This is a genomic window from Phenylobacterium sp., assembly GCF_030693625.1.
In the GTDB taxonomy this organism is placed as follows: Bacteria; Pseudomonadota; Alphaproteobacteria; order Caulobacterales; family Caulobacteraceae; genus Phenylobacterium; species Phenylobacterium ferrooxidans.
In genome coordinates, this window is sequence record NZ_JAUYAF010000059.1 from 19,830 (window position 1) to 42,457 (window position 22,628).

Sequence of the window (22,628 nt, forward strand, 5' to 3'; positions counted from 1 at the left end):
CCTTACTCGCGCGCCGAGGCGCTGCGCACGTCGACCTTCACCGTGGCCGACAGGCCGGCGCGGGCGGCGCGCTCGGGTGGCGGTCGATCGAATTCGATGCGCACGGGCAGGCGCTGGGTGACCTTCACCCAATTGCCCGTGGCGTTCTGAGCGGGCAGGACGGAAAACGCTTGGCCGGTGCCGGGCGCGAAGCTCGCCACACGGCCGTCCAGCGGCCCGCCGGGATAGGCGTCGACTTCGATCTCCACGGGCTGGCCCACCTCCATGTGGCCAATCTGATCCTCCTTGAAGTTCGCCTCGATCCACGCGCGGCCCGAGAGCAGCCAGAAGGCTGTCTGGGAGGCGTTGAGGTAGGCCCCCACCGCTATCTGATCGACACGCGCCACGATGCCGTCGGCGGGCGCCACGACTGTGGCGAAGTCCTGGTTCAACCGGGCGCGCGCCAATTGGGCCTTGGCCTGCATAACGCCGGGCGCGCCGTCGCCGATGCCCGGATTCCCGCCAAGCGCCGCCAAGGCCTGGGCGGCCTGACGCTCAGCCACCGACAGCTGGTCGCGCGCCTGGTTCGCCGCGTGCACCGCCTGGTCGACAACCTGGCCCGCGGTGGCGCCGGCCGCATTGAGCTGGCGCTGGCGGCTTACCTCGCGCGTGGCGAACGCAAGGTTGCTGCGCGCGCCGGCCACATTTGCAAGTTCGCGCTGGTAGGCGGCCCGCGCCTGGCTGACGGCGAGTTACGCGTCGGCCACCAGGGCCTGGGCGAGGTCGTCACACTCCTGCAGGTCGCGCTGGTCCAGGCGGAAAAACACCTGGCCACGCAGCACGGGCTGATTCTCCTTCACGTAGATCTCGACGACACGGCCGCCGATGGAAGGCGCCACGGGCGTCTTGGCGACCTGGACATAGGCGTCGTCGGTGGTCTCGAATCGGCCGCTGATCAGGAACAAATAGGCCAGCACAGCCAGAACCACGAGGGGCCCGAGCGCCATGATCGCCCATCGTCGCCATGCGGAACGGCGCAAAGTCCCTCCCGGCGCAGCCGCTTGCTGGTCCGCCGCCACGGTCAACCGATCCTCACGCGACCACTGCCGCACGATAGCGGTGAACCAACCCCAACGCATCGACCCGCAAGCACCATCTCACCCCGAACCAGCCCACTCCGACCACACCGACGCTGATCGACCCGTACGTCATGGCTTAGCCGTTCATCCTGTCGCGTAGCGTGACGTTCCGGCCCAGGGTGTCAAGGCGGCGAAGCCCTGCGCTGAGACGATCCCGAATTCGCTCACGTGACCGCGAAGGGCGTTGATCAGCATGGTCTTCTGCCGGACCAAGAGATCCCGGGTTTTGTGGAGCATTAAAGCCGCGTGCTGGGGCTCGGTCTTCACTCTCCCGCAATGCGGTGTCTACCCCGTCCCCTGGCCAGGCGTCCCGCGTCGGACTAATCGCGACCCTATGCTGTGCGTCGGCCGGCATTGTTGACCTCGCGCTGACTGAGCCGGGAGTGTGGGGCGCTGAGCGCGCCGACACAGGTATCGACCAGCAGGCTGACAAACGCCGCCGTGGACAGCGCCGGCCGGCGCGTGTTGGCCGCAAGGGATTTCTCCCGGTCCGAGAGGCCATGAATGATCAGGCCGACCACCAACTCCAGGCGTGTCTTGACGACGCCCTGGGCAACCTCTGGCAGCAGTTGGGCCAGAAGCTGTCCGACCTGGTAGACTCCTTCGTTGCGCCCTCCGGCTAGAAGTGCCGACCATTCCGTACGCGGGTCGCTGTAAACCTGCCCGACGAAGCGCACGTAGTAGCGTTCGCCGCCTGGTCCGGAGAGATGCTCGGCGAACGGTAGAACCAGCGCCTCGGCGCATCCCCGCATGGCTCTGTCGCGATCGGCTATGTCGAGGTCCCGCAGAATCCCCAGGCGGCGCCGGTCGATCACACTGAGACGCGCCTCGAAGACGGCGCGCAACAGGGCCTGCTTGTTTCCGAAGTGATACTGCAACGCCGAAGTGTTCTTCTCTCCGGCCTCGCGTCGAATGCGGTCGAGGGAGACGCCGTCCAGCCCATGCAGGGCGAAAAGTCGCTCGGCAGTGTTGATCAGCCGATCGCGGGTGGTCGTGTCGCGGGCGGAGGCGGGGGGCATTCAGTCGGCCCAGGACATTGCATGAAGCTGGTCGTAGGCAAGTCCCCACGGCGGCCGCAGGAACCCCAGAGCGCGAACATCCTGCGCCCACTGGCCGAAGGGCGCCGCGCGCGAGAACGAGCCGCCGCCGACAACGCGGCTGAGCAGCGTCAGACTGGACTCGGCGAGTTCGGCTATGACGGCCTTGCCCCGCGAGGCGGCCGTGACGCCTACCTTGTCCTGCTCCACAGCCGTCAGCATGCCTTCGTAGACCTGCCGGATCGTCCAGGCCTGGTTGACCACCCGCGTCCACTCGACCTGCTCATAGGCGCGCATTTCCGCCTTCTTGGGCCCCAACCGCGCCCTTGCGGTGGCGATCGCCTCTTCAACCACGGCGACGATGACCGAGGTGAACATGCAGGCGCTCAGTTGGGCGGCTGCGCCGCCGCCGGACTGGGCCGCCCCCGGCCAGGCGATGGCCTGAGCCGGATAGTTGTCGAAGCGGAAGCCGTGGCTTTGGGTGGCGCTCATGCCGTGGCCGTCCCAATCGGCAGTGAGCTTCATGCCCTGAGCACCTGTCCAATCAGCGTCGCGCACATCCATGAAGAACATGGTCGGCGCCGTGCCGCCCGTCGGCTTGGCCGTGGTGATCATGTAGGATGTGACGCCGGATCCGGACCCGAAGTGCTTGTCCCCGGTCAGACGATATCCCCCGGCGCCGTCCGGTTCGGCCACTGTGCGGGTCTTCATGATGTCGCCGCCGCTGCCGGGTTCGGACGTGATCGTACCCCACCAATGCCGGTCGCGGGCCGTCTGGAAGCACTGGTCCCTCTGTTCGGTCCAAGCTTTCGCATAGGGATCCGGCGCGGCGTCATTGGCCAGCCAGTAGACCAGAACTACGGGGTGCATGGAGGCCACCAGCGCGACCGAGGGATCGCCTCGCGCGATCGTATAGATCAACTCCGAATATTGCCGCACTGACGCGCGGACGCCACGCCAGAGACCACCTTGGTCAGCGGGTATGCCGGTCAGCAGATATCCCGCGTCCGCCAAGCGCTCGAAATCCGACCGCTCCAGATGGCGGCGGCGTTGCCGCTCCATGCGCTCGCTGGCCATGTCGGCTGCGATGGCTCGAACGTTCGCCAGTAGGTCGGCGTCCGCCACAATCGTCCCGCCCATGTGTTCCTGACCCCGCCTCTGCTTTCGCTGGCGGGCAGACGCCAACACGCGATTTGACCCACCCGGCGGCGTTAATGGTCAAACATTAATCGCCGCGCCCCCCTAGTCAAGGCGGACCGCCGCCTGCATGGGGCGAGGGTTGGTCATCGCTCCCTCGACAACTTAAAGAGTCTTCTTTAGCCTGCTTAAAAACGCGCGAGCTAATCCAGCGCTGAGCGAGCCAGAGGAGGATTTCATGGTCGCCGACAAATCAATCCTGACATCAAGAGCGGATTGGCGCGGTGCGCGCATGGCGGAGAACGACCAGTGGATTTACCGGCTCTCCGCAGGTGAAATCGACGAGTTGGACGCGGCCCTCGCGCACGCCAAGGCCAAGGGGCTGTCCGGAGATCAGATCTCTCGCGCCGACTTCCCGCTGGACAGCCTTTCGGACACGCTGGACGCACTGACCGACGAGCTCGTCGATGGCCGCGGCTTCGTCCTGATACGCGGGCTTCCCGTGGATCGCTATTCGAAGGAAGACGCCGGCTCCATCTATTGGGGCATGGGGACTTACATCGGCCGGCCTTGGCCCCAGAACGCCCGCGGCGATCTGCTGGGCGATGTGTTGGATACCGGCAAGAGCATTACGAACCCTCACGTCCGGGGTTACGAGACGAACGTCCATCTCCCCTTCCATACCGATGGTTCGGACCTTGTGGGCCTGCTTTGCCTGCGCGACGCCAAGAGCGGCGGTCTCAGCAGCCTGGTGAGCTCCGTCGCCTGCCACAACGAGATCGCCCGCACGCGGCCCGACTTGCTGGAACGGCTCTACCAGCCGTTCTTCTACGACTGGCGCGGCGAGCATCCCAAGGACGGCAAGCCTTACTATGAGATGCCGGTGTTCACCCGCCACGACGGCCGACTCTTCAATCGGTATATCCGCGGCTATATCAACTCGGCCCAGCGGTTCCCGGAGCTGCCTCGCCTGACCGGCTTGGAGATTGAGGCGCTCGACACGCTCGATGCGCTGACCGTCAATCCCGAGTTCCGGTTGGACATGGTCCTGGAGCCCGGGGACATGCAGTTCATCAACAACTACGTCCTCTTCCACTCCCGTACGGAATTCCAGGATTGGGAAGAGCTCGATCGTCGGCGGCACCTTAAGCGTCTGTGGCTTGCCACCGACAAGTTCAAGAGCCGGCCGCCCAGCTTTGAGGATCGGGGCTACGACCGCGCAGGATGGCTCAAGAAGGCGAGCTAACCTGTGTGAGATCGGGAACTCAACCGGCCGCGTCTCGGTGAACTATGCAGGCCGGATCACGGGCGGAGATCAGCACAAGAAGAATGCAGGGAGGAACGCGCAATGACCTATGAGACCATTGAAGTCCGCAAGCTGAGCCCGATCATCGGGGCAGAAGTCCTCGGTGTGGATGCGCGCTCACACCCACTGGCGATGGCATCTCGACGAGGTCTACGTGAAGATCAACGGCGAGATGCGCTATCCACCTCCACGGGTCCGCGGACCTCACTGAGGCATGGCTTCGCCGCCACGACCCCGACGGCATGAAAGGCTGCGGGGCCCGGAATTTCAGCAAAGGGCGATTGCCGAAAGCGTCACCAAGCTAAACCCCGACTTGGGTGGAAGAGCGGATTTAGCTCAAGCTGGAACAAGGCCATGACGGCCATCAAGGAGGACACCCTCCACTTCCATGACGCCCGCGGCACCTTCGCCACCAAAGCTTACCTAGCCGGCTTCAAGCCGACCGAAATCGCCGAACTGCTCGGCTGGTCGGCGGACAAGGTCGAGCGCATCATCGACCGTTACGTGAACAAGAACGCCTTGCTACGGGACAAGATTCGGCGGCTAGACGAGGCGCGCGAGAACGCCAGTGGAACGAAGACTGCAAAACCAGCTGCAAAACCGGTCGGGTGAATTTGAGCTAAGTGTTGGAGCGGGCGATGGGATTCGAACCCACGACATTCAGCTTGGGAAGCTGACGCTCTACCCCTGAGCTACGCCCGCAGATGCCTTATCAGGTAAGGCTTGCAGTAGGGGTTCTCTAGCGGGTCTCCGGGGCCCACTCAAGCGCCTAACCGGTGATGACCCATTCGGCGACATAGGCCTGGGCCTTGCGGGCGAGGCCGGGGGGGCCGGAAAAGTAGAATTCGCTGCCGAACATCGTGCGCTGTTCGCGCCAGGCCAGGGGGCCGGTGTCTTCGGTCTGCAGTATCGCTCGCAAGCGGTCGCGCTTGGCGGTGGGTACGAAGGCGATATAGGTCGCATCGGGCATGGCGGTTTCCTGGCCCCTCTTGCCAAGGAAACCGTGAGTCGAACTTAAATATGGTTAACGCGATCAACAGCTTGGCTGTGGCGACCTGCCGCAGTGTGCGGACGATCTAGGCCTCGAAGATGGCCTCAATGGGGAGGCCGAACAGCCTCGCGATCTTGAACGCCAGCGGCAGGCTGGGATCATACTTGCCGGTCTCGATGGCGTTGACGCTCTGGCGCGAGACGTCGAGGTGGGCGGCCAGCTCGGCCTGGCTCCAGTCCCGCTCGGCCCGCAGGACCTTGAGGCGGTTCTTCATCGCCGGGCCAGCCGCCACCACAGGCCCACAGCCAGGGCGCCGGTGACCTGCATGGCCAGGGGCAACATGTAGCCCAAGGTGAAGGCGCGCCCGAGGCTCGGGCTGGTCTCGACGGCCGGCCAGAGCCAGGTCAGGCCGCCCATGCCGATGAAGACGAAGGCCGGGAAGGACAGCAGCAGGCCAAACAGCCCACCCCAGTACCAAGCCACCCGCTCGGCCTGCCGCAGATACTCGTCCTGAGCCCGGTAGATGCGGATGGCGAAGACCGTCCACCAGACGACGATGACGGAGACCAGCACGGTGGCGCCGACGATCCGGACCGGCCGCTCGAGGCCCTGGATGCGGCTGAGCAGCACCATCAGCAGCCCCAGCATCATCAGGCCACCGAGTCCGATCAGGCTCTGGCGACGCAGCTTGCGGGTTCGAGGATCGGTCATGATATGCGTCCTTGTCTATATGACAAGCAAACATGACATGTCTCAATATGTCAAGCGACCTTGTCATCGGTCAAGTTTCGTGGCTGGCTCCAGCGCAACCTTGGAGCCGACGCCTTGCGTCTCCCCGCGCCGACGAACGTTTTAGGTCAGAGTTGGCCGCTGAACAGGACCGCTAGAATATACCAGGCCACGCCCAATGCGGTGAACACGGCGAACGGCGCGCCGACCAGCACCGGCCAGGCCCGTCGACGGTAGCGCCGGACGACATAGCCGGTGACTCCACACCATCCCAGAAACGACAGAGTCCCGATCAAGCCAGCGTACGGGTCCAATGCTTCATAGATTTGGGAAGGCGCGTTCAAGCGCAGACGCGTCACACCAAAATTGATCGCCGCCAACAGGTAGGTGGCGAGGATCAGCCACCATCGGAGCGTCAGCCCCAGCGATTTCGCCTCAGCCTGCACTAGCGGTTCGCGGTCCAGCGCTGGAAGTGCTTGGAGAGTTTCAGGCCCTGGCGCTGGTAGTGGCTGCCCTGGTCGCCATAGAGGCGCGAGGGCTTGGCGGTCAGGGGCTCATAGACCAGGCGGGCGACGGTCTGGCCGTCTTCCAACAGGAAGGGAGTCTCGTGGCTGCGGACCTCCAGCACGCCCTTGGAGCCCACGCCTTGGGCCTCCTCAGTCCCGAAGCCGGGGTCGAAGAAGCCGGCGTAGTGAACCCGGAACTCGCCCACCGAGGGGTCGATGGGGGTCATCTCGGCGGCCTGCAGCACCGGGATCTCGATCGCCTCCTTGGACGCCAGGATGTAGAATTCGCCCGGATCCAGCAGCAGCTCGCCGTTCTGCGGGATCAGCGGCTCCCAGTAGTTTCGCGGGTCGTGGCCGTCGACATTGTCCATGTCGATGACGCCGGCGTGGCGGCGCGCGCGGAACCCCGCGACCCCGTCGGAGAGGTCGACCCCGACGCTCTTGGTGAGCAGTTTCGGCGGGGCGCCGCGCTTCAGACGCAGCTGGTTGAGCCGGGTGCCGGCGCGCACCAGGATGGAGAAGGTCTGGGGCGCGATCTCGATATAGGTGGGGCCGTCATAGCCCTCGATCACGTCATCGAAGGCCGGCTGGTTGTCCGACAGCAGGCGCACGAAGACATCGACGCGGCCGGTGGAGCTCTTGGGATTGGCGCGGGCCGAAACGCCCGGCGGCAGGTGCAACCGCTCCTGCAGCTCGGCGATATAGACGCAGCCTTTCTCCAGAACCGCACCCCTGGAGAGGTCCAGTTCATGCATGGCCACGTCGGCGATGCGGCTCGCCACCGTGCGGCCCAGGCGGGGGAGGAAGCTCGCCCGCACCCGCCAGCAGCGGGCGGCCAGGCGCAGGTCGAGGCTGGCGGGTTGCACCTGATCGGCGTCGAAGGGCGTCGCCGAGGCGATGGCGCCCTGGGCGATCAGGTCATCGATGGATTGGCAGGGGAGAATCCCCGCGCGGGTCGCGTCGGTCATCGGCGGGACACTCGCCGGGAGGGCGAGAGTTGGCAAGTGCGGCGTGTTGGTTGGGATGGTCCAAACGCCGCTCATCCCGGCGAAGGCCGGGACGCAGATCGTAAAGCGCCGAGAACGCAGAAAGGCCCGCTCGGAATTCTCCGGACGGGCCTAGCCATAGGATCTGGGCCCCGGCCTTCGCCAGGGTGAGCGGTATAGCGGGGGCTGGGGTCTCTCCTTCACCCACCCCCCGCCCGCCTAGTGCTTGCTCCGTCCGACCTTGGCGGCGATCTCGGCCAGCATGGCGACGGCGGCGCCCACCCCGAACAGGGCGAGCGCCTCACCGAAATTGGCGGCCGGGCGCAGCACCGCCGGAACCCAGCTTTGCAGATGGTCCGACAGGGCCAGGATCACGAGGTTCAGCGCGCCGAAAAAGGTCAGGATCAGGCTGAAGACCCGGATCGCGAAATTGACCGGCATCGTGGGCTAGTAGCTCTTGGCGGGACGCTTGGCGGCGATCTCGGCCAGCAGGTAGATCATGGCGCCGAGCCCGAGCAGGCTCACCGACTGGGCGAACCCTTCCACCAGCATCAGCTGTTTCGGAATGGAAGCCAGGACCGAGGCCGGCAGGAAGCCGATGGCGACGTTGAGCAGGCCCAGCACAACCAGGATCAGGCCGAGAAGGCGAAACAGCATATTGAGCGGCATTAGGTGGTGTCCTCCCTGTAGTTAAGCTGAGGTTGCCGTGTTTTTGAGCAAGTCGGAAGCCGATTCAGCCAGACGGCGAATGCTGAAGCTTGACCCCGAGGCGCGCCGTGAGGTTCATGCCGCCCTCCCTGAAGGCTTTCGCAGGAAAACTGGATTCCGGTTTGGCGCGCGAAGGCGCTTTCTGCGGACCCTTTAAAGGAGCGCCCCATGGCCGAAGATCCGAACACCTGGCAGCAAGAGACCAAGCTGGTGCGCGGCGGTATGGCCCGCTCTCCCTATGGCGAAATCTCCGAGGCCCTCTTCCTGACGCAGAGCTTCTCGTACGAGAGCGCCAGCGCGGCCGACAAGCGGTTTTCCGGCGAGGAGCCGGGCTTCATCTACCAGCGCTTCGGCAACCCCACGACCCAGATGTTCGAGGACCGGCTGGCGCTGCTGGAAGGCGCCGAGCAGTGCCGCGCCACCGCGTCGGGCATGGCCGCGGTGCATGTGGCCCTGCAGGGCCTGGTTCGGGCCGGCGACCACATCGTGGCCGGCCGGGCCCTGTTCGGATCCTGCCGCTGGATCCTGTCGGAGCTGATGCCCCGCTACGGGGTGGAGGTGACTTTTGTCGACGCCACCGACATCGAGGCCTGGAAGAACGCCGTGCGGCCCAACACCAAGGCCTTCCTGGTGGAGACGCCCGCCAACCCGCTGCTGGAGGTGACCGCCATCGGAGCCGTCGCCGACGTCGCCCATGCGGCCGGCGCCAAACTGGTGGTGGACAATGTCTTCGCCACCCCGCTCTTCCAGAAGCCGCTGGCGCTGGGCGCCGACATCGTCGTCTATTCGGCCACCAAGCATATCGACGGCCAGGGCCGGGTGCTGGGGGGCGCGATCCTCGGCGGCGCGGAGCTGATGACCGAGAGCTACAAGGACCTGCTGCGCCACACCGGGCCGGCGCTGTCGCCGTTCAATTCCTGGGTGCTGGTCAAGGCTCTGGAGACCCTGGAGCTGCGGGTCACCCGCCAGACGCAGAACGCCGCCAAGGTGGCCGACGCCATCGGCGCCCACGCCAAGTGCCGGCGAGTGATCTATCCCGGCCGCCCCGACCACCCCCAGGCCGCCATCATCGCCAACCAGATGTCGGGCGGCGGCAGCGTCGTGGCCTTCGACCTGGGCAGCCGCGAGGCCGCCTGGCGCTTCCTCGACACCCTCGCCATCGTCGACATCTCCAACAACCTGGGCGACGCCAAGTCCATGGCCACCCACCCGTCCACCACCACCCACCGCTCCATGCCGGAGGCCGAGCGCCTGAGCATCGGCCTCACCGAGGGCTGGGTGCGGATGAGCGTCGGGCTGGAGGGGTCAGGCGACCTGATCCGCGACGTCGAACGGGCCCTGGACGCGGCCTGAGGGCTTACCCCCCTCGATAGGGGAGGGTTCTCAGGCCTCAGCCTTCAAATCCGCCGGGTCGACGGAATAGGTGCTGGAGCAGTACTCGCAGGTCACCTTGATCAGGCCGTCGTCCTCCACCATCTCGGCGCGCTCCTCGGGCGAGAACGAGGTCAGCACACTCTCGATGCGGTCCTGGGAGCAGCGGCAGAAGGCCTTCAGCGGCTTGGCCTCAAAGACCCGGACCCCGTCCTCGTGGAACAGGCGGAACAGCAGGGTTTCGGCCGAGATGGTGGGGTCGATCAGCTCGTCCTCGCCGATGGTCTCGAAGAAAGCCTGGGTGCGGACCCAGGCCTCCGCCGTCGGGCCACGGTTCTCGTCCTCGGCGATGTTCTGGATCAGCATGCCGCCGGCCCGCCAGCGCAGGCCGTCGCCGAGATCGGCCTGGCCCACCGCCAGCCGCACCCGGGTGGGGGTCTGTTCCGACTGGGCGAAGTACTGCTCGGCGCACAGGGCCAGGGTCTCGCCCTCGATGGTGGTGATGCCCTGGTAGCGGTCCATGTCGGCGCCCTGGTCGACAGTCATGATGAAGACCCCCTCCCCCAAAAGCGTCTTGGCGCCCGGCCGCACGAAGCCCTGGGCCGCCTTGGCCACGGCGTCGGGGTCATAGCGGCAATAGCCGCGCAGGGCGCCGTCGGTGTCGTAGTCCACCACGACGTAGCGGACCGGGCCGTCGCCCTGGGCCTGGACGATCAGCCGCCCGTCGAACTTCAGGTTGGAGCCCACCAGGGCCGCGAGCGCGCAGGCTTCGCCCAGCAGGTTGGCGACGGCTTCGGGATAGTCGTGGGCCGCCAGGATCTCGTCCACGGCGGCGCCCAGGCGGGCCAGGCGGCCGCGCACGGGCTCACCCTCGATCTGGAAGGGGGCGACGAGGTCGTCGGGGGCGGCGGTGGTGTCGATGCTCATGGGCGGGCCATATAGGGAAAGGCCCGCCGCTTTGCGAGCGTGGCAGATCAGCCGATGGCGCCAAAACACCAGGCCAGGATCGACTTCTGGGCGTGGATGCGGTTCTCGGCCTCATCCCAGGCGAGCGAGCGGGGACCGTCCAGCACCTCGCCGGTGACCTCCTCGCCCCGGTGGGCGGGCAGGTCGTGCATGAAGACCGCGCCGGGATTGGCCTTTTCCATCAGGGCTTCAGTGACCTGATAAGGGCCCAGCGCCGCCAGCCGGTCGTCGCGGTCGGTGTCGCCCATGGAGACCCAGGTGTCGGTGATGACGCAGTCGGCGCCGGTGACAGCCTCCAGCGGATTGTCGCTCACCTCGATCCGGCCCTGCAGGTCGGCGGCGCGGGCGAGATCGACGCGGTCGGGATGGTATTTGGCGGGGCTGGCGATCTTCAGCTTGAACCCGAACACGGGCGCCGCGTGGATGAAGGTCGAGCAGACGTTGTTGCCGTCCCCGATCCAGGCCAGCGTTTTACCTTCAACAGACCCGCAGCGTTCCTCGAAGGCCAGCAGGTCGGCCAGGATCTGGCAGGGGTGGCTCTTGTCCGATAGGCCGTTGATCAGCGGCACCTTGGAAACCTCGGCGAAGGTCTCCAGATCGGTGTGACGGTTGGCGCGGATCATCACCGCGTCGACCATCCGCGAGAGCACCATGGCGGTGTCCTCGATGGTCTCGCCGCGGCCCAGCTGCATGTCGTTGGCCGTGGAGATGATTACATTGCCGCCGAGCTGGCGCATGGCGGCGTCGAAGGAGAAGCGGGTGCGGGTGGAGTTTTTCTCGAAGATCATGGCCAGGGTCCGCTCGGCGCCGGGCGCGTCGGCGTCGATGCGGCCCTGGGTCCAGCCCTTGCGCGCGGCCTTGCGGGCCTTGGCGTCATTGAGGATCACGCGCAGGTCGGCGGGGGGTATCCGCCAGAGGTCGAGGAAGTGTCTGACTTGGGTCATCGGGGAATCTCCCAACTCCCGCTCACCCCGGCGAAGGCCGGGGCCCAGGTTCAGCCTGGGAGCGAGGAGTCCTAATCTGGGTCCCGGCCTTCGCCGGGATGAGCGGAGTTAGGTCAGGCTGCGGCTTTCGCCTGGGTTCGCGCCGCCTCGCAGGACGCCTCCAGCTTCGACATCGCTTCCTGGGCTTCTTCCAGGGTCAGCGTCAGCGGCGGCAGCAGCCGCACACAGTTGTCGCCGCCGCCGGCGATCAGCATGTGCTGGTCGCGCGCGTGCTGCATGAACTCGCGGTTCGGCGTCTTCAACTTGATGCCGATCAGCAGGCCCTTGCCGCGGATGTCCTCCACCACGTCGGGGAAGCGTTCCTGCAGGCCCGAGAGCTGTTGCACGAAGTAGCCGGCGACCTCCCGGACGTGGGCCAGGAGCTCGGGGCTGTTGAGCTCCTCCATGGCCGCCAGGCCCACGGCCATGGCTAGCGGGTTGCCGCCGTAGGTGGAGCCGTGGCTGCCGACCGTCATGCCGCGGCCGGCCTCGGCCGTGGCCAAGCAGGCGCCCACCGGGAACCCGCCGCCCAGCGCCTTGGCCACCGCCATGATGTCCGGGGCCGCATCGCCGGCCCATTCGTGGGCGAACAGCTTGCCGGTCCGGCCCAGGCCGCACTGGATCTCGTCATAGATCAGCAGGATGCCGTGCTCGTCGCACAGCTGGCGCAAACCGCGCATGCAGACCTCGGGCAGGGCGCGGGCGCCGCCTTCCCCCTGCACGGGCTCGATGAGAATGGCCGCCGTGGTCGGGCCGATGGCCGCCTTCAACGCCTCATGGTCGCCGTAGGGCAGTTGGACGAAGCCCGGCATCGGCGGGCCAAAGCCCTCCAGATAGGCCTTGTTGCCCGACGCGTTCACCGCCGCCAGGGTCCGGCCGTGGAAGGAGCCTTCGAAGCCGATGATGTCGATGCGCTCGGGCTGGCCCTTGGCCCAGTGATACTTGCGCGCCGTCTTGATGGCGCACTCGATGGCCTCGGCGCCGGAGTTGGTGAAGAACACCTCGTCGGCGAAGGTCGCGTCGGTCAGCACCTTGGCGAGCTTTTCCTGGCCCGGGATCGTGAAGATGTTGGACACGTGCCAGAGCTTTTCGGCCTGGTCCTTCACCGCCTGAACCAGCTTGGGATTGGCGTGGCCGAGCGCGTTCACGGCGATGCCCGCCATGCAGTCGAGGTAGGCCTCCCCATCGGTGGTGAAAAGTCGCGCGCCCTCGCCTCGCTCGAACGCCAGCGGGGTGCGGTTGTACACGCCCATGATGTGATCGCTGGGGACGGGCGCGGCTTGCGTCGCGGTCTTTTCAGTCACTGGGGATACCTCCCAAAAGAGAAGCGTCCCCGGCGCGTGGCGGCGGGGACAGGAAGGCTCGACGTTTTCGTCTTCGAACCCCGCTCTGTCAATATTCTTGGGCGACGACCGGTGTGTGACGCGCTCAGGTCTTGAGCTTGTAGCCGGTCTCGAACATCCACAGGCAGATGCAGCTGAAGGCGATCACCAGGCCGGCGGTCATGCCCATGCCGGCGATCAGCGAGCCTTCGGCATGGCCGATGAAGCCGTAGCGGAAGCCGTCGATCAGATAGAAGAACGGGTTGTAGTGGCTGGCCGAGCGGAAGGGCTCGGGCAGGCGCTCCACCAGATAGAAGGTGCCCGACAGGAAGGTCATGGGCATGATGATGAAGTTGGTAACCGCCGACATGTGGTCGAACTTCTCCGACCAGAGGCCGGCCATGACGCCCAGCAGGCCCAGGATCATCGAGGCGCCGGCGCCGAAATAGAGGATCGCCCAGAGGTGGGTGACCGGCAGGTCTGCGAAGGGCAGGACAGCCAGCCAGGTGACCGCGCCCACCACGATGCCGCGGGTGGCGGCGCCCAGCGCGAAGCCGGCCACATGCTCCAGGGGCGTCAGGGGCGGGGTGAGGAAGTCGCCGGTCAGACCGTTCATCTTGGCCTGCAGCAGGCTCGACGACGAATTGGCGAAAGCGTTGTTGAGGATCTGCATCATGATCAGGCCGGGCGCCACGAAGGTGGCGAAGGCCACGCCATGGACCGGGACCCTCGCGCCCTGGGCGGCCACCACGAAGACCATCATGTACAGCAGGGCGGTGACCACCGGGGCCGCCAGGGTCTGCATCCCCACCTTCCAGAACCGGCGGATCTCGCGGAGATAGAGGGTGCGCAAGCCGGCCCAGTTGACCCCGTGATAGTCCCGGGGCTCGGGCGGCATAACGGCTGCGGCGTCGGGCATATCCTTCATGGGCGCTCATGTGCGCCCAGGCCGCGGGAAGCGCAAGAGTGCGGCCTTCCGACGCTATATGTGGTTCCTGTGGATGAAGACAGGGGCGCCTATTGTGGGTCTTAAGGATCTGTTTACGATATCTGGTAGTTGGTGATGTCGTGAGTAGCGCGCTGCCACAACATATTGATCCTGGGTCTGCCGCGCGGGGCTGATGGAACCAGGACACGCGGAGCAAGACCATGGGTTGGACAGACGAACGCGTCGAAAATCTCAAGAAGCTCTGGCAGGACGGCCTGTCGGCCAGCCAGATCGCCAAGCAGCTTGGCGGCGTCACGCGCAACGCGGTGATCGGCAAGGTGCACCGGCTGGGCCTGTCGGGCCGCGCCACCCCTTCCAAGCCCGCCCGCCCGGTCTTCAAGGCCCCGCGTCCGCAACGCGCTGTGGCGCAGCCGGCCGCCCCGCGTCGCATCGCCGAGCCCCTGGTGGCCCAGGCGCCCGTGCCGGCCCCGGTCCGCTATATCGACGAAGCCCCCGGCTCGGCCACCGTGCTGACGCTCGGCGCCCACATGTGCAAGTGGCCGATCGGCGATCCCTCCACCGATGGCTTCACCTTCTGCGGCCGCCGCCAGGATGACGGCCCCTATTGCGCCGAACACGCCCGGGTCGCCTATCAGCCGGCCCAGGCCAAGAAGCGCTCGGGCCCCAACGAACTGGCCCGTTCGCTGCGCCGCTACATCTAGTTTACCGCCTGGAGAGCGGGCGAGGGTTTGGGTTTCGACCCGGCCCTCGCTAATCTCCTGCCATGACAGATGTCCTGGCAGAGTCGACCGACTCCAACGCCAAAGCCTATTCCGTTTCGGAACTCGCGTTCGCGCTGAAGCGCACGCTTGAGGACGCCTACGGCTTCGTCCGTCTGCGCGCCGAGCTGTCCAAGGTCACCCACCACGGCAACGGCCACGTCTATCTCACGCTGAAGGACGAGCGCGCCGCCATCGACGGGGTGGTGTGGAAGGGCTCGGTGAAGAACCTGTCGGTCCGGCCCGAGCAGGGGCTGGAGGTGATCGTCACCGGTAAGATCACCACCTACCCCGCCGGCTCCCGCTATCAGATCGTCATCGAGACCATGGAGGCCGCGGGCGTCGGCGCCCTGCTGGCCCAGCTGGAGCGGCTGAAGGCCAGGCTCCAGACCGAGGGGCTGTTCGAGACTTCGCGCAAACGCCCCCTGCCCGCCATGCCGATGGTGGTCGGCGTGATCACCAGCCCGACCGGGGCGGTGATCCGCGACATCCTGCACCGCATCCGCGACCGCTGGCCCTGCCGGGTGATCGTCTGGCCCTGCGTGGTCCAGGGGGACGCCGCCGCCGCCCAGGTGAGCAACGCCATTCAGCGCTTCAACGCCATGGCCCCGGACGGCCCTGTGCCGCGCCCCGACGTGCTGATCGTGGCGCGCGGCGGAGGGTCGGTGGAGGATCTCTGGGCCTTCAACGACGAGGGCCTGGCCCGGGTGGTGGCCGCCGGGACCATCCCGCTGATCTCGGCGGTGGGGCACGAAACCGACACCACCTTGATCGACTTCGTCTCAGACCGCCGCGCGCCGACGCCGACGGCGGCCGCCGAGATGGCTACACCCGTCCTGGCCGAGCTGCGCGCCGCCACCCTCGATTTGACGTCGCGCCTGCACCGCCAGGGCGGCCGCATCGTCGAGGATCGCCGGCAGCGAGTGGCCAACGCCAAGCGGGCGTTGGACCGGGTTCGAGACCTCGTGGAAATGGCCGCCCAGCGCTTCAATCTAACGGCCAGCCGGTTGGCCGCCGCTTTGAACCGCAACTTCGCGATCCACGACACACAGCTGATCCGCGCCACCTCACGCTTGACGCCAGGGCTGCTGCAGCGGCCCCAGCAAGCCCGCGCCGAGCGGCTGGCGAGCGTGTCACCACGCCTCGCGGCGGGCCTCGAACGCAATGTCGCGGCGCACCGCACCGAGCTGAGCCGCGCCGCCGCCCGCCTGGTCCCGACCTTGCTTCAGCGTCCGCAGGAGCAGCGGGCCCAGGTTCTGGCCCGAACCTCTATCCGCCTGCAGCCAGCCCTGGCCCGCGGCCTGGAGCGGATGACCGAGCGGCTGGCCTATCAGGCCAAGCTGCTGGCGCCCCTCGACCCCAAGGCCCCGCCTCGCCGGGGCTTCGCCAAGGTGATCCGGGCCGATGGCTCCCTGGCCCTGGACGGCGCATCCCTGCACAGCGGCGAGGGGGTGAGCCTGGTCTTCGCCGACACGACGCGTGAGGCCACTATCGACGGCACGCCCACCGCCGCGCCTGAGCCGCCACCTGCGCCAGCGCGCCCCGCCCGCGCGCCCAAGCCGCCCGCGACACCTTCCGCGCAGGGCGACCTGTTCTGAGGCCACCCTCTCGTTTAAGATGGCGCCCATGAACGCCCATGACCTTTCCGGATCCACCGCCGACCTGGCTGTCGTCCACTATGGCGACGGCGAGTTCGTCGTCCTGAAGCCGGGCCGCTATGTGGTCTGCGCCGTCTCCGGGGTTAAGGTGCCGCTGGAGGCCCTGCGCTACTGGAGCGCGCCGCTGCAGGAAGCCTATGCCGGCCCCGCCGAGAGCCTGGCCCGCTGGCAGGCGACCAACCGCTGAACCGGCGCGGCGCCCTTCTTGGTCTCGGGGCGATCAGCCTCTGGACCCCGGCGCGCGCCGCCGGGCCCGGGCTGTCGCTGACCGGCCGCTACCAGCAGGGCGGCTTCGCCATCGGCCGCACCCGCCCCCGCGCCCGGGTCTTCGTGAACGGGGTGGATGAGGGCCTGGCTTCGGAGGCCGGCTATTTCATCGTCGGTTTCGACCGCGACGCCGAGCCCCAGGCGATCATCCGCGTGGTGAATGGCGACGGCGAGGCCAGCCACATGGCCCAGATCGCGCCCGGCGACTTCGACATCCAGCGGATCGGCGGCCTGGCCAATAACCAGGTCAACCCCACGGGCGAGGCCCTGCTGGCCCGCATCCGGGCTGAGGCGGGCCGCAAGGCCCAGGGCTTCGCCAGCCGCGCCGACCTGGACGGGTTCAAGACCGGCTTCATCGCGCCTCTAGCCAAGTACCGCATCAGCGGGCGGTTCGGCGGCCAGCGCGTCTTGAACGGCGAACCCCGCACGCCCCACTACGGCGCCGACCTGGCCGCCCCCACCGGCGCCTCGATCCGCGCACCGGCGGCCGGCGTCGTGGCCTTCGCCGAGACCGGCATGCACTTCGAGGGCGGCCTGACCATGATCGACCATGGCCAGGGCCTGATCAGCCTCTATCTGCACCAGTCGCGGGTGGACGTCCGGCGCGGCGAGATGGTGAGCCAGGGTCAGGTCATCGGCGCCGTGGGCAAGGAGGGCCGCGCGACGGGCCCCCACCTCTGCTGGCGCATGAAGTGGCGCGGGCGGAACCTGGACCCGACCTTGATGGTCGGGGCGAGGACGCCGGCCTAGAGCCTGATCCGTTGAGGTGGAATCGCGTCGCGATTCCGCCGATGCGGTGGATCAGGCTCCAGATATAAGCGAGAGCATGATTCACGCCTGAGCCGGGACCGCTGCGCGGTTCCGTCTCAGGCGATCATGCTCTAGGGCCTGCCAACCTCGACAATCCAATCACAGACGGCCTTGATGACCGACGGGTCCAGGGTGGTCTCGATCTCCCCGTACTCCGATGGCGCGCCGGTGATCGCCGGCTGCAGGAAGTGGTTGAGGCCTGGCAGGGTCACGACGTTGGCCGATGGATTGGCGGCCATGATCTTCGCCGCGTGGGCCCTTGGCGGAGTCTGCAGGTCCATGCCGGCGAACACCACCAGGGCCGGGCAGGTCAGGCCCCGAAGTCCCGCCGTGTGGTCGTAGGTGGCCCAGTAGCGGCGCCAGGGCGAGGCGGCGATAGCGGCGCGGCTGTCCAGGCGCTCTGGCGGATAGGCTTCCGCCGCCAGGATCTCCCTGGCGAGGGTCACGGTCTCTCCGGCGGTCGGGGCCTTGGAGGCTTCGGAAAGCGCGCGGACAAAGCGCACGGTGCGGTCGAAGTCGCGGGGTACGCCGCCCACAACCCGCGCGGCGTTAAACATCTCAGCCTCCAGGATGAGCTCATCGGGCACGCCGGTGGGGGTCATCATCACGCAGAAGGCGATGGTGGGGTCGGCCGCGGCGAGGTCAGCCGAGATGTGGCCGCCTTCGCTGTGGCCCAGCAGGCCCACGGCGCCGATGTCGGTCCGGTTCCGCAGGATGGCGACGGCGCAGGCGAGATCCGCGGCGAAGTCCGCCGTCGTGGCGGTGTCGAAACGGCCCTCCGAGGCGCCGACACCGCGCTTGTCGTAGCGAAGGGTGGTGAAGCCGCGACGGGTCAACTCGTCGGCCCACAGGGCGAAGGGCCTGTGGCCGGCCACCATCTGGTCGCGGTCGGTCTGGCCAAACCAGGAGGAGAGGACGATCGCGGGATAAGGGCCAGGCCCCGACGGCCGGGTCAGGGTTCCCGAGAGCCTGGAGCCGTCGGCGCCGGTGAAGGTGACGGTTTCAGTCTCATACGGGAATGGCGGCGCGGGCGTCTGCGGCCGGGCCGCGTGGACGGCTGGCGGCGCCAGGCCAGGCGCGAAGCTGACCGGGAAATCGACCGCGTTGTGGAAGCAGGTCCCCTCCAGCCTCTCGCCCACCCGTTGCAGGTCGAGCACGACATCGAAGGGGACGCTCCCGAAGGCGACCCTCTGGCCGTCCCGGGCCAGCGGCAGTTCCAGCACCCCGGCGGCGCGGGTGTCGAGCCACGCCGTGTCGCCGTCGAGCCGAAACCCGAGCTTCACCTTCACCGCGCCGGTGTCGAGGACACCGTGCCAATGCCCATGGATATCTGAAGTCATGGCGGGAAAATCAGCGACGTCCGGCGGCCTGGCAAAGCACAATAGCTTGGCTTGATCGACGCCGCGCGGGCTGCCACCCTGTCACCGTCAAGCGATGCGAGCGCACCAGAGATAGCGCCGCCGCCGGACGTCCAGCCCCTCTGGTCCCGCATGTTTCGCCATCACCGTCTGCAGGGACGGCAAGGCGCTTTCCAGGGGCTGGGCGCGCAGCCCCAGGCCATGGAACTGGTTCCAGGCCAGGTAGGCGTAGAGCTGGCGGGCGTCGGTGAAATGCTCCGGCACATCGAAGCTCCAACCCGAATGCAGGGCCAGGCCCGCCTGCGCCAGCAGGCCTGAGATGTGGCCGGCGATGTCGAAGTCCCGGGCGGGCTCCGACCGCAGGTCCTCCGGCAATTCGTCGTCCCAGGCCTGGCGCGGCGACGGCGCCGGATTGAGCTGGATCAGCCAGCCGCCGGGCCGCACCACGCGGGGCGCGTCGAGGATGAAGTTGGTGGGGCCGCGCCGGGAGACGATCAGGTCCACGCTGGCGTCGTCCATGGGGATGCGCGGACGGCCGCCATTGGCGCCCGCGCTGGAGTTGGCGCAGATCAGCTCGACGTCTTTCAGCCCCGCCTGGTCGGCCCCCTCGCGGGCGATGCGCACGAAGCCTTCCGAGAAATCGTAACCCACATAGCGGGCCACCTGGGGGGCGAAGCGCAGCACATCGGGGCCGTGGCCACAGCCGGCCTCCAGCACGGTCAGGTCCGGCGACAGATGGCGTTCCACCAGCTCCGCAGAGGCCTCCTCGCCGTCGCCGGCGCCGAGGTTCGAGGTCCAGGGATAGAAGAAGCCGCCCTGCCCCGCCGCCAGGGCGTCCATGCGCTGGATGGCGTTCAGGGCCCCGCTCACTTACGGCTCCGCTTGTAGACCTCGTTGGGCCAGCGCTTGTGGACCCAGAACCATTCGGTGGGCCGGTCGCGGATGCGGTCCTCGATGAAAGCGTTCACCTGGGCGACGCCGGCGGCGATGTCCTCATTGCGGTGACCGGTGTTGGCAAGGTGGATCGGGTCGTGAACCACCACCTTGAAGCGCGCCTTGTGGGTGCGTTGCACCGACATGGGCTGCAGCGGAATGCCGAAGCGCAGGGCGAAGCTGGAGGGTCCCGGCGCGGTGTAGCAGGTGACGCCGAACAGCGGCGCGGCCACCCCGCCGTTGAACTTCTGGTCGTTCATCAGGGCCACGCACTCGCCCCGCCCCAGGGCCCGGATCAGTTCGCGGGCGCTCTCGGTCCCTTTCGGGGCGAACAGCCGGACGCCATAGCGGAAGCGGCTGCGGCGGAAGCTCTCGTCCACATGGGGGTTGTTCATCGCCCGATAGGTGATCTGGCAGGTGATCCCAGCATGCACGATAGCAGCGGGCATCACCTCCATCGAGGAGAAGTGGCCCGAGATGAACACCACCGATTCCCCGGTGTCGGCGATCTGCCTCAGCCGCTCGGCGTTCACCACCTCGACCCGGGTCGGGTCGCCCACGATCTTGTCGAGGATGGGGAATTCCAGGGCCACCCGCCCGGCCTCGGCCCAGCTCTCGTGGGTCAGGCGCGCGATCTCGGCCTCGTCGGCCTGGGGGAAGGCGATGCGCAGGTTGGTCTGCACGACCTTGTGGGTGCTTGTCAGCGGCCCCAGGCGCTGGAACAGCCAGGCCCCGAAGTCCGACACCGCATCGATGGGGAACAGCCGCGCCAGGCCGGTGACCAGGTCATAGGCCAGGGCCTCGAGCCGCCAGACGACGTGCTGGGCCAGGGAGGGTCGCGTCTCCGCCATGCCCCCTCCTAAACGCGCGCCCTGATCCGTGCAACGCGAGCCGGAGTCCCCTGGCGCGCGACTTGCCGGTTTCAGGCCAGACCGTCTCGCTTTGGGACGGGCGCCAACAGATACGAAGAAGGGGGCGGTGCAACCCATGGGTAACGACATCGACGTTCATCTCGGTAAGCGCCTTCGCCGGCGCCGCCGTCTTCTGGGTCTGACCCAGCAACAACTGGCCGGCGCCTGCGGCGTGCGGTTCCAGCAGATCCAGAAGTACGAATGCGGCGCGAACCGCATCTCGGCCGCGCGCCTCTGGCAGCTCTCCGAAGCCCTGGAAGTGCCGGTCGGCTACTTCTATGACGGCCTCTCGGAACTGGCCCAGCGCGAACCGGCCAACGAAGGCGACGGCGGGGGCGAGATGTTCGCCCGCAAGGAAACCCTCGACCTGATCCGCGCCTACTACCAGCTGGGTGAGCGTCCGCGCCGCCGGCTGCTGGACCTCGCCAAGTCGCTCAACGGCGAACACGAGGCCGTCTAAAGCCCCCGCTTCAGTATCTGGGGGGATATCGGAAGCGCGAGCGGCGGGATAAAGCGGGTGCATGCTCGCTCCCGACCGTCTCGCCGCTCTCGACAGCTTTCTGATCGACCTGAACCGCGCCTCAGGCGAGGTCATCGCCCCGCTGTTCCGGGCCGATCACGGTCTGGAGGACAAGGGCACGGCCATCTGGTTCGACCCCGTCACCGCCGCCGACAAGGGCGCGGAGGCGGCCATCCGCAAGCTGATCACCGAGCACTATCCGGACCACGGGGTGATCGGTGAGGAATACGGCGAGGACCGCCCGGACGCCGAGTTTGTCTGGGTGCTGGATCCGGTCGATGGGACCCGCGCGTTCATCGCCGGCCTGCCGGTCTGGACCACCCTGATCGGGCTGCGGCACGAGGGCCGCCCGGTGCTCGGCTCCATCGGCCAGCCCTATATCGGCGAGCTCTACATCGGCCACGCCGGGGGCTCGCGCCTGATCGCGCGCGGGACCGAGAAGGTGCTGAAGGTGCGCGCCTGCCCCAAACTGACCGACGCCATCATCGCCACCACCGACCCCGAGGGCTGCTTCAGCGGCGCCGAGTTGGGCGCCTGGACCCAGGTCCGCGCGGCGGCGAAGCTCGCCCGGCTGGGCTGCGACGCCTATGCCTACGCCATGGTGGCGGCGGGCACGATGGACATGGTCATCGAGGCCGGCCTGAAATCCTGGGACATCGAGAGCGCCATTCCCCTGATCGAAGGGGCCGGCGGCCTGGTCACCAACTGGCGCGGAAACCCCGTCGGCCAGCAGGGCGGCCAGATCGTCATCGCCGGCGACCGGGCCTGCCTCGACGAGGCCCTGGTCGCCCTGCGGCGGTCGGCGAACTAGCGAGCATTCCGCCCATTCCGGCGAAGGCCGGGAACCAGGTCGTAGAGCGATGCGTCCGCCGATAGATCCCAGACCCTTCTCCAGACGCGCAGAGCCTTGGGATCTGGGCCCCGGCCTTCGCCGGGGTGAGCGGTAAAGATCAGCTTTTCTTAGGCGCGGCCTTGGGGGCGGCAGGCTTCTTGGCCGCGGCGGGCTTCTTGGCGACGGCGGCGGCAGGCGTCGCAGCCGCCTTCGGCGCGGCCTTGGCGGCGGCGGGTTTTGCAGCCGGCTTGGGCACAGCCTTCGGCGCGGCGGCCTTGGCAGGCGCCTTCGCAGCCGGAGGCTTGGCGTCGGCCTTCGGAGCCGCGGCCTTGGCCGGAGCCGCGGCCTTGGCCGGAGCCGCAGCCTTGGCGGCGGGTTTCGCGGCCGCCTTCGGCGCAGCGGCCTTGGCGGGGGCGGCGGCCTTCGCGGCAGGCTTCTTGGCTGCGGGCTTGGCTGCGGCCTTCGGAGCTGC

At 67.6% G+C, this 22,628-nt stretch carries 28 protein-coding genes, 1 tRNA gene and 1 pseudogene; 9 read left to right on the forward strand and 21 right to left on the reverse strand.

The window, feature by feature from the left end; translation table 11 throughout:
• Positions 1-2: 2 nt before the first annotated feature.
• The 5 genes and pseudogenes from Q8N10_RS12105 to Q8N10_RS12125 form a co-directional block, all read right to left on the reverse strand.
• Positions 3-683: an efflux RND transporter periplasmic adaptor subunit gene (locus Q8N10_RS12105; RefSeq protein ID WP_305663928.1), complete on the reverse strand. Its 681-nt coding sequence runs from the start codon at positions 681-683 to the stop codon at positions 3-5.
• Positions 684-731: 48 nt separating this feature from the next.
• Entirely contained in the window at positions 732-986 is a 255-nt protein-coding gene (locus Q8N10_RS12110; protein WP_305663929.1) for a biotin/lipoyl-binding protein, read from the reverse strand.
• A gap of 267 nt (positions 987-1,253) precedes the next feature.
• Positions 1,254-1,385, reverse strand: a pseudogene (locus tag Q8N10_RS12115) (IS110 family transposase); the annotation flags it as partial.
• 65 nt (positions 1,386-1,450) lie between these two features.
• Complete coding sequence (locus Q8N10_RS12120; RefSeq protein ID WP_304780917.1) at positions 1,451-2,137, reverse strand: TetR/AcrR family transcriptional regulator; 687 nt, start codon at positions 2,135-2,137, stop codon at positions 1,451-1,453.
• Positions 2,138-3,295 carry an acyl-CoA dehydrogenase family protein gene (locus tag Q8N10_RS12125; protein WP_305663930.1) on the reverse strand — a complete coding sequence of 386 codons (1,158 nt, stop codon included), beginning with the start codon at positions 3,293-3,295 and terminating at the stop codon, positions 2,138-2,140.
• Between the two features lie 235 nt (positions 3,296-3,530).
• Between Q8N10_RS12125 and Q8N10_RS12130 the strand changes: the two genes are divergently transcribed.
• The gene (locus Q8N10_RS12130) at positions 3,531-4,538 is read left to right on the forward strand and encodes a TauD/TfdA family dioxygenase (RefSeq protein WP_304780922.1); all 1,008 of its coding nucleotides are present in this window, start codon (positions 3,531-3,533) and stop codon (positions 4,536-4,538) included.
• Positions 4,539-4,952: 414 nt separating this feature from the next.
• Positions 4,953-5,210: a helix-turn-helix domain-containing protein gene (locus tag Q8N10_RS12135; RefSeq protein WP_304780925.1), complete on the forward strand. Its 258-nt coding sequence runs from the start codon at positions 4,953-4,955 to the stop codon at positions 5,208-5,210.
• 15 nt (positions 5,211-5,225) lie between these two features.
• On the opposite strand, the gene Q8N10_RS12140 is transcribed toward Q8N10_RS12135, so the two are convergent.
• The 8 genes from Q8N10_RS12140 to Q8N10_RS12175 form a co-directional block, all read right to left on the reverse strand.
• A tRNA-Gly gene (locus Q8N10_RS12140) sits at positions 5,226-5,300 on the reverse strand.
• A 67-nt stretch (positions 5,301-5,367) separates the two neighbouring features.
• Complete coding sequence (locus Q8N10_RS12145; protein ID WP_304780929.1) at positions 5,368-5,568, reverse strand: hypothetical protein; 201 nt, start codon at positions 5,566-5,568, stop codon at positions 5,368-5,370.
• A 106-nt stretch (positions 5,569-5,674) separates the two neighbouring features.
• Positions 5,675-5,863 carry a helix-turn-helix transcriptional regulator gene (locus Q8N10_RS12150; RefSeq protein WP_304780931.1) on the reverse strand — a complete coding sequence of 63 codons (189 nt, stop codon included), beginning with the start codon at positions 5,861-5,863 and terminating at the stop codon, positions 5,675-5,677.
• A complete protein-coding gene (locus Q8N10_RS12155) occupies positions 5,860-6,300 on the reverse strand; it encodes a hypothetical protein (protein ID WP_304780934.1) in 441 nt (146 codons plus the stop codon). The genes Q8N10_RS12150 and Q8N10_RS12155 overlap by 4 nt, the downstream gene beginning before the upstream one ends.
• A gap of 146 nt (positions 6,301-6,446) precedes the next feature.
• Entirely contained in the window at positions 6,447-6,764 is a 318-nt protein-coding gene (locus Q8N10_RS12160) for a hypothetical protein (protein ID WP_304780937.1), read from the reverse strand.
• Positions 6,764-7,792 carry a 2'-deoxycytidine 5'-triphosphate deaminase gene (locus Q8N10_RS12165; RefSeq protein ID WP_304780940.1) on the reverse strand — a complete coding sequence of 343 codons (1,029 nt, stop codon included), beginning with the start codon at positions 7,790-7,792 and terminating at the stop codon, positions 6,764-6,766. Before Q8N10_RS12165 ends, Q8N10_RS12160 begins: the two co-directional genes overlap by 1 nt.
• 237 nt (positions 7,793-8,029) lie before the next feature.
• Positions 8,030-8,251 (reverse strand): hypothetical protein, encoded by a 222-nt coding sequence (locus Q8N10_RS12170; RefSeq protein ID WP_304780943.1) that lies wholly within the window; start codon positions 8,249-8,251, stop codon positions 8,030-8,032.
• Between the two features lie 6 nt (positions 8,252-8,257).
• The gene (locus Q8N10_RS12175) at positions 8,258-8,479 is read right to left on the reverse strand and encodes a hypothetical protein (protein ID WP_304780946.1); all 222 of its coding nucleotides are present in this window, start codon (positions 8,477-8,479) and stop codon (positions 8,258-8,260) included.
• A 207-nt stretch (positions 8,480-8,686) separates the two neighbouring features.
• Here Q8N10_RS12175 and metZ point away from each other — a divergent pair, with 207 nt between their 5' ends.
• Positions 8,687-9,871: an O-succinylhomoserine sulfhydrylase gene (gene metZ / locus Q8N10_RS12180; protein ID WP_304780949.1), complete on the forward strand. Its 1,185-nt coding sequence runs from the start codon at positions 8,687-8,689 to the stop codon at positions 9,869-9,871.
• Positions 9,872-9,901: 30 nt separating this feature from the next.
• Here the strand turns inward: metZ and Q8N10_RS12185 are convergent, their stop codons facing one another.
• From Q8N10_RS12185 to Q8N10_RS12200, 4 genes are all read right to left on the reverse strand, one after another.
• Entirely contained in the window at positions 9,902-10,816 is a 915-nt protein-coding gene (locus tag Q8N10_RS12185) for an Hsp33 family molecular chaperone (protein WP_304780952.1), read from the reverse strand.
• A 47-nt stretch (positions 10,817-10,863) separates the two neighbouring features.
• Positions 10,864-11,799, reverse strand: coding sequence for an ornithine carbamoyltransferase (gene argF, locus Q8N10_RS12190; RefSeq protein ID WP_304780955.1), 936 nt, complete (start codon positions 11,797-11,799; stop codon positions 10,864-10,866).
• Between the two features lie 113 nt (positions 11,800-11,912).
• The gene (locus Q8N10_RS12195) at positions 11,913-13,091 is read right to left on the reverse strand and encodes an aspartate aminotransferase family protein (protein ID WP_304781189.1); all 1,179 of its coding nucleotides are present in this window, start codon (positions 13,089-13,091) and stop codon (positions 11,913-11,915) included.
• A gap of 175 nt (positions 13,092-13,266) precedes the next feature.
• A complete protein-coding gene (locus tag Q8N10_RS12200; protein WP_304780957.1) occupies positions 13,267-14,088 on the reverse strand; it encodes an ABC transporter permease in 822 nt (273 codons plus the stop codon).
• A gap of 221 nt (positions 14,089-14,309) precedes the next feature.
• Between Q8N10_RS12200 and Q8N10_RS12205 the strand changes: the two genes are divergently transcribed.
• From Q8N10_RS12205 to Q8N10_RS12220, 4 genes are all read left to right on the forward strand, one after another.
• The gene (locus tag Q8N10_RS12205) at positions 14,310-14,810 is read left to right on the forward strand and encodes a GcrA family cell cycle regulator (RefSeq protein WP_215342376.1); all 501 of its coding nucleotides are present in this window, start codon (positions 14,310-14,312) and stop codon (positions 14,808-14,810) included.
• 62 nt (positions 14,811-14,872) lie between these two features.
• Complete coding sequence (gene xseA / locus Q8N10_RS12210; RefSeq protein ID WP_304780963.1) at positions 14,873-16,465, forward strand: exodeoxyribonuclease VII large subunit; 1,593 nt, start codon at positions 14,873-14,875, stop codon at positions 16,463-16,465.
• A 28-nt stretch (positions 16,466-16,493) separates the two neighbouring features.
• The gene (locus Q8N10_RS12215; RefSeq protein ID WP_215342380.1) at positions 16,494-16,712 is read left to right on the forward strand and encodes a DUF2093 domain-containing protein; all 219 of its coding nucleotides are present in this window, start codon (positions 16,494-16,496) and stop codon (positions 16,710-16,712) included.
• Positions 16,713-16,855: 143 nt separating this feature from the next.
• Complete coding sequence (locus Q8N10_RS12220; protein ID WP_304780967.1) at positions 16,856-17,542, forward strand: M23 family metallopeptidase; 687 nt, start codon at positions 16,856-16,858, stop codon at positions 17,540-17,542.
• A 131-nt stretch (positions 17,543-17,673) separates the two neighbouring features.
• Here Q8N10_RS12220 and Q8N10_RS12225 read toward each other — a convergent pair whose 3' ends face one another.
• From Q8N10_RS12225 to Q8N10_RS12235, 3 genes are all read right to left on the reverse strand, one after another.
• Positions 17,674-18,942, reverse strand: a complete 1,269-nt coding sequence (locus Q8N10_RS12225) for a S9 family peptidase (RefSeq protein ID WP_304780970.1) — start codon at positions 18,940-18,942, stop codon at positions 17,674-17,676.
• An 87-nt stretch (positions 18,943-19,029) separates the two neighbouring features.
• Positions 19,030-19,830: a bifunctional 2-polyprenyl-6-hydroxyphenol methylase/3-demethylubiquinol 3-O-methyltransferase UbiG gene (locus Q8N10_RS12230; protein ID WP_304780972.1), complete on the reverse strand. Its 801-nt coding sequence runs from the start codon at positions 19,828-19,830 to the stop codon at positions 19,030-19,032.
• Positions 19,827-20,744: a lysophospholipid acyltransferase family protein gene (locus tag Q8N10_RS12235; RefSeq protein ID WP_304780974.1), complete on the reverse strand. Its 918-nt coding sequence runs from the start codon at positions 20,742-20,744 to the stop codon at positions 19,827-19,829. The genes Q8N10_RS12230 and Q8N10_RS12235 overlap by 4 nt, the downstream gene beginning before the upstream one ends.
• Positions 20,745-20,880: 136 nt before the next feature.
• On the opposite strand from Q8N10_RS12235, the gene Q8N10_RS12240 reads away from it, so the two are divergent.
• Together Q8N10_RS12240 and hisN are read left to right on the forward strand one after the other, a co-directional pair.
• A complete protein-coding gene (locus tag Q8N10_RS12240; RefSeq protein WP_215906474.1) occupies positions 20,881-21,264 on the forward strand; it encodes a helix-turn-helix domain-containing protein in 384 nt (127 codons plus the stop codon).
• A 61-nt stretch (positions 21,265-21,325) separates the two neighbouring features.
• Entirely contained in the window at positions 21,326-22,135 is an 810-nt protein-coding gene (gene hisN / locus Q8N10_RS12245; protein ID WP_304780979.1) for a histidinol-phosphatase, read from the forward strand.
• 139 nt (positions 22,136-22,274) lie between these two features.
• On the opposite strand, the gene Q8N10_RS12250 is transcribed toward hisN, so the two are convergent.
• Positions 22,275-22,628 (reverse strand): hypothetical protein (locus Q8N10_RS12250; RefSeq protein WP_305663931.1); only part of this gene is annotated, 354 nt, incomplete at its 5' end.

Coding starts and splice junctions, on each gene's coding strand:
- Q8N10_RS12185 (WP_304780952.1), bottom strand. CDS start 10,816: ATGAGCATCGACACCACCGCCGCCCCCGACGACCTCGTCGCCCCCTTC.
- xseA (WP_304780963.1), top strand. CDS start 14,873: ATGACAGATGTCCTGGCAGAGTCGACCGACTCCAACGCCAAAGCCTAT.
- Q8N10_RS12120 (WP_304780917.1), bottom strand. CDS start 2,137: ATGCCCCCCGCCTCCGCCCGCGACACGACCACCCGCGATCGGCTGATC.
- metZ (WP_304780949.1), top strand. CDS start 8,687: ATGGCCGAAGATCCGAACACCTGGCAGCAAGAGACCAAGCTGGTGCGC.
- Q8N10_RS12195 (WP_304781189.1), bottom strand. CDS start 13,091: ATGGGCGTGTACAACCGCACCCCGCTGGCGTTCGAGCGAGGCGAGGGC.
- Q8N10_RS12155 (WP_304780934.1), bottom strand. CDS start 6,300: ATGACCGATCCTCGAACCCGCAAGCTGCGTCGCCAGAGCCTGATCGGA.
- argF (WP_304780955.1), bottom strand. CDS start 11,799: ATGACCCAAGTCAGACACTTCCTCGACCTCTGGCGGATACCCCCCGCC.
- Q8N10_RS12175 (WP_304780946.1), bottom strand. CDS start 8,479: ATGCCGCTCAATATGCTGTTTCGCCTTCTCGGCCTGATCCTGGTTGTG.
- Q8N10_RS12215 (WP_215342380.1), top strand. CDS start 16,494: ATGAACGCCCATGACCTTTCCGGATCCACCGCCGACCTGGCTGTCGTC.
- Q8N10_RS12170 (WP_304780943.1), bottom strand. CDS start 8,251: ATGCCGGTCAATTTCGCGATCCGGGTCTTCAGCCTGATCCTGACCTTT.
- Q8N10_RS12110 (WP_305663929.1), bottom strand. CDS start 986: ATGGCGCTCGGGCCCCTCGTGGTTCTGGCTGTGCTGGCCTATTTGTTC.
- Q8N10_RS12145 (WP_304780929.1), bottom strand. CDS start 5,568: ATGCCCGATGCGACCTATATCGCCTTCGTACCCACCGCCAAGCGCGAC.
- Q8N10_RS12205 (WP_215342376.1), top strand. CDS start 14,310: ATGGGTTGGACAGACGAACGCGTCGAAAATCTCAAGAAGCTCTGGCAG.
- Q8N10_RS12240 (WP_215906474.1), top strand. CDS start 20,881: ATGGGTAACGACATCGACGTTCATCTCGGTAAGCGCCTTCGCCGGCGC.
- hisN (WP_304780979.1), top strand. CDS start 21,326: ATGCTCGCTCCCGACCGTCTCGCCGCTCTCGACAGCTTTCTGATCGAC.
- Q8N10_RS12200 (WP_304780957.1), bottom strand. CDS start 14,088: ATGAAGGATATGCCCGACGCCGCAGCCGTTATGCCGCCCGAGCCCCGG.
- Q8N10_RS12225 (WP_304780970.1), bottom strand. CDS start 18,942: ATGACTTCAGATATCCATGGGCATTGGCACGGTGTCCTCGACACCGGC.
- Q8N10_RS12165 (WP_304780940.1), bottom strand. CDS start 7,792: ATGACCGACGCGACCCGCGCGGGGATTCTCCCCTGCCAATCCATCGAT.
- Q8N10_RS12130 (WP_304780922.1), top strand. CDS start 3,531: ATGGTCGCCGACAAATCAATCCTGACATCAAGAGCGGATTGGCGCGGT.
- Q8N10_RS12135 (WP_304780925.1), top strand. CDS start 4,953: ATGACGGCCATCAAGGAGGACACCCTCCACTTCCATGACGCCCGCGGC.
- Q8N10_RS12125 (WP_305663930.1), bottom strand. CDS start 3,295: ATGGGCGGGACGATTGTGGCGGACGCCGACCTACTGGCGAACGTTCGA.
- Q8N10_RS12150 (WP_304780931.1), bottom strand. CDS start 5,863: ATGAAGAACCGCCTCAAGGTCCTGCGGGCCGAGCGGGACTGGAGCCAG.
- Q8N10_RS12235 (WP_304780974.1), bottom strand. CDS start 20,744: ATGGCGGAGACGCGACCCTCCCTGGCCCAGCACGTCGTCTGGCGGCTC.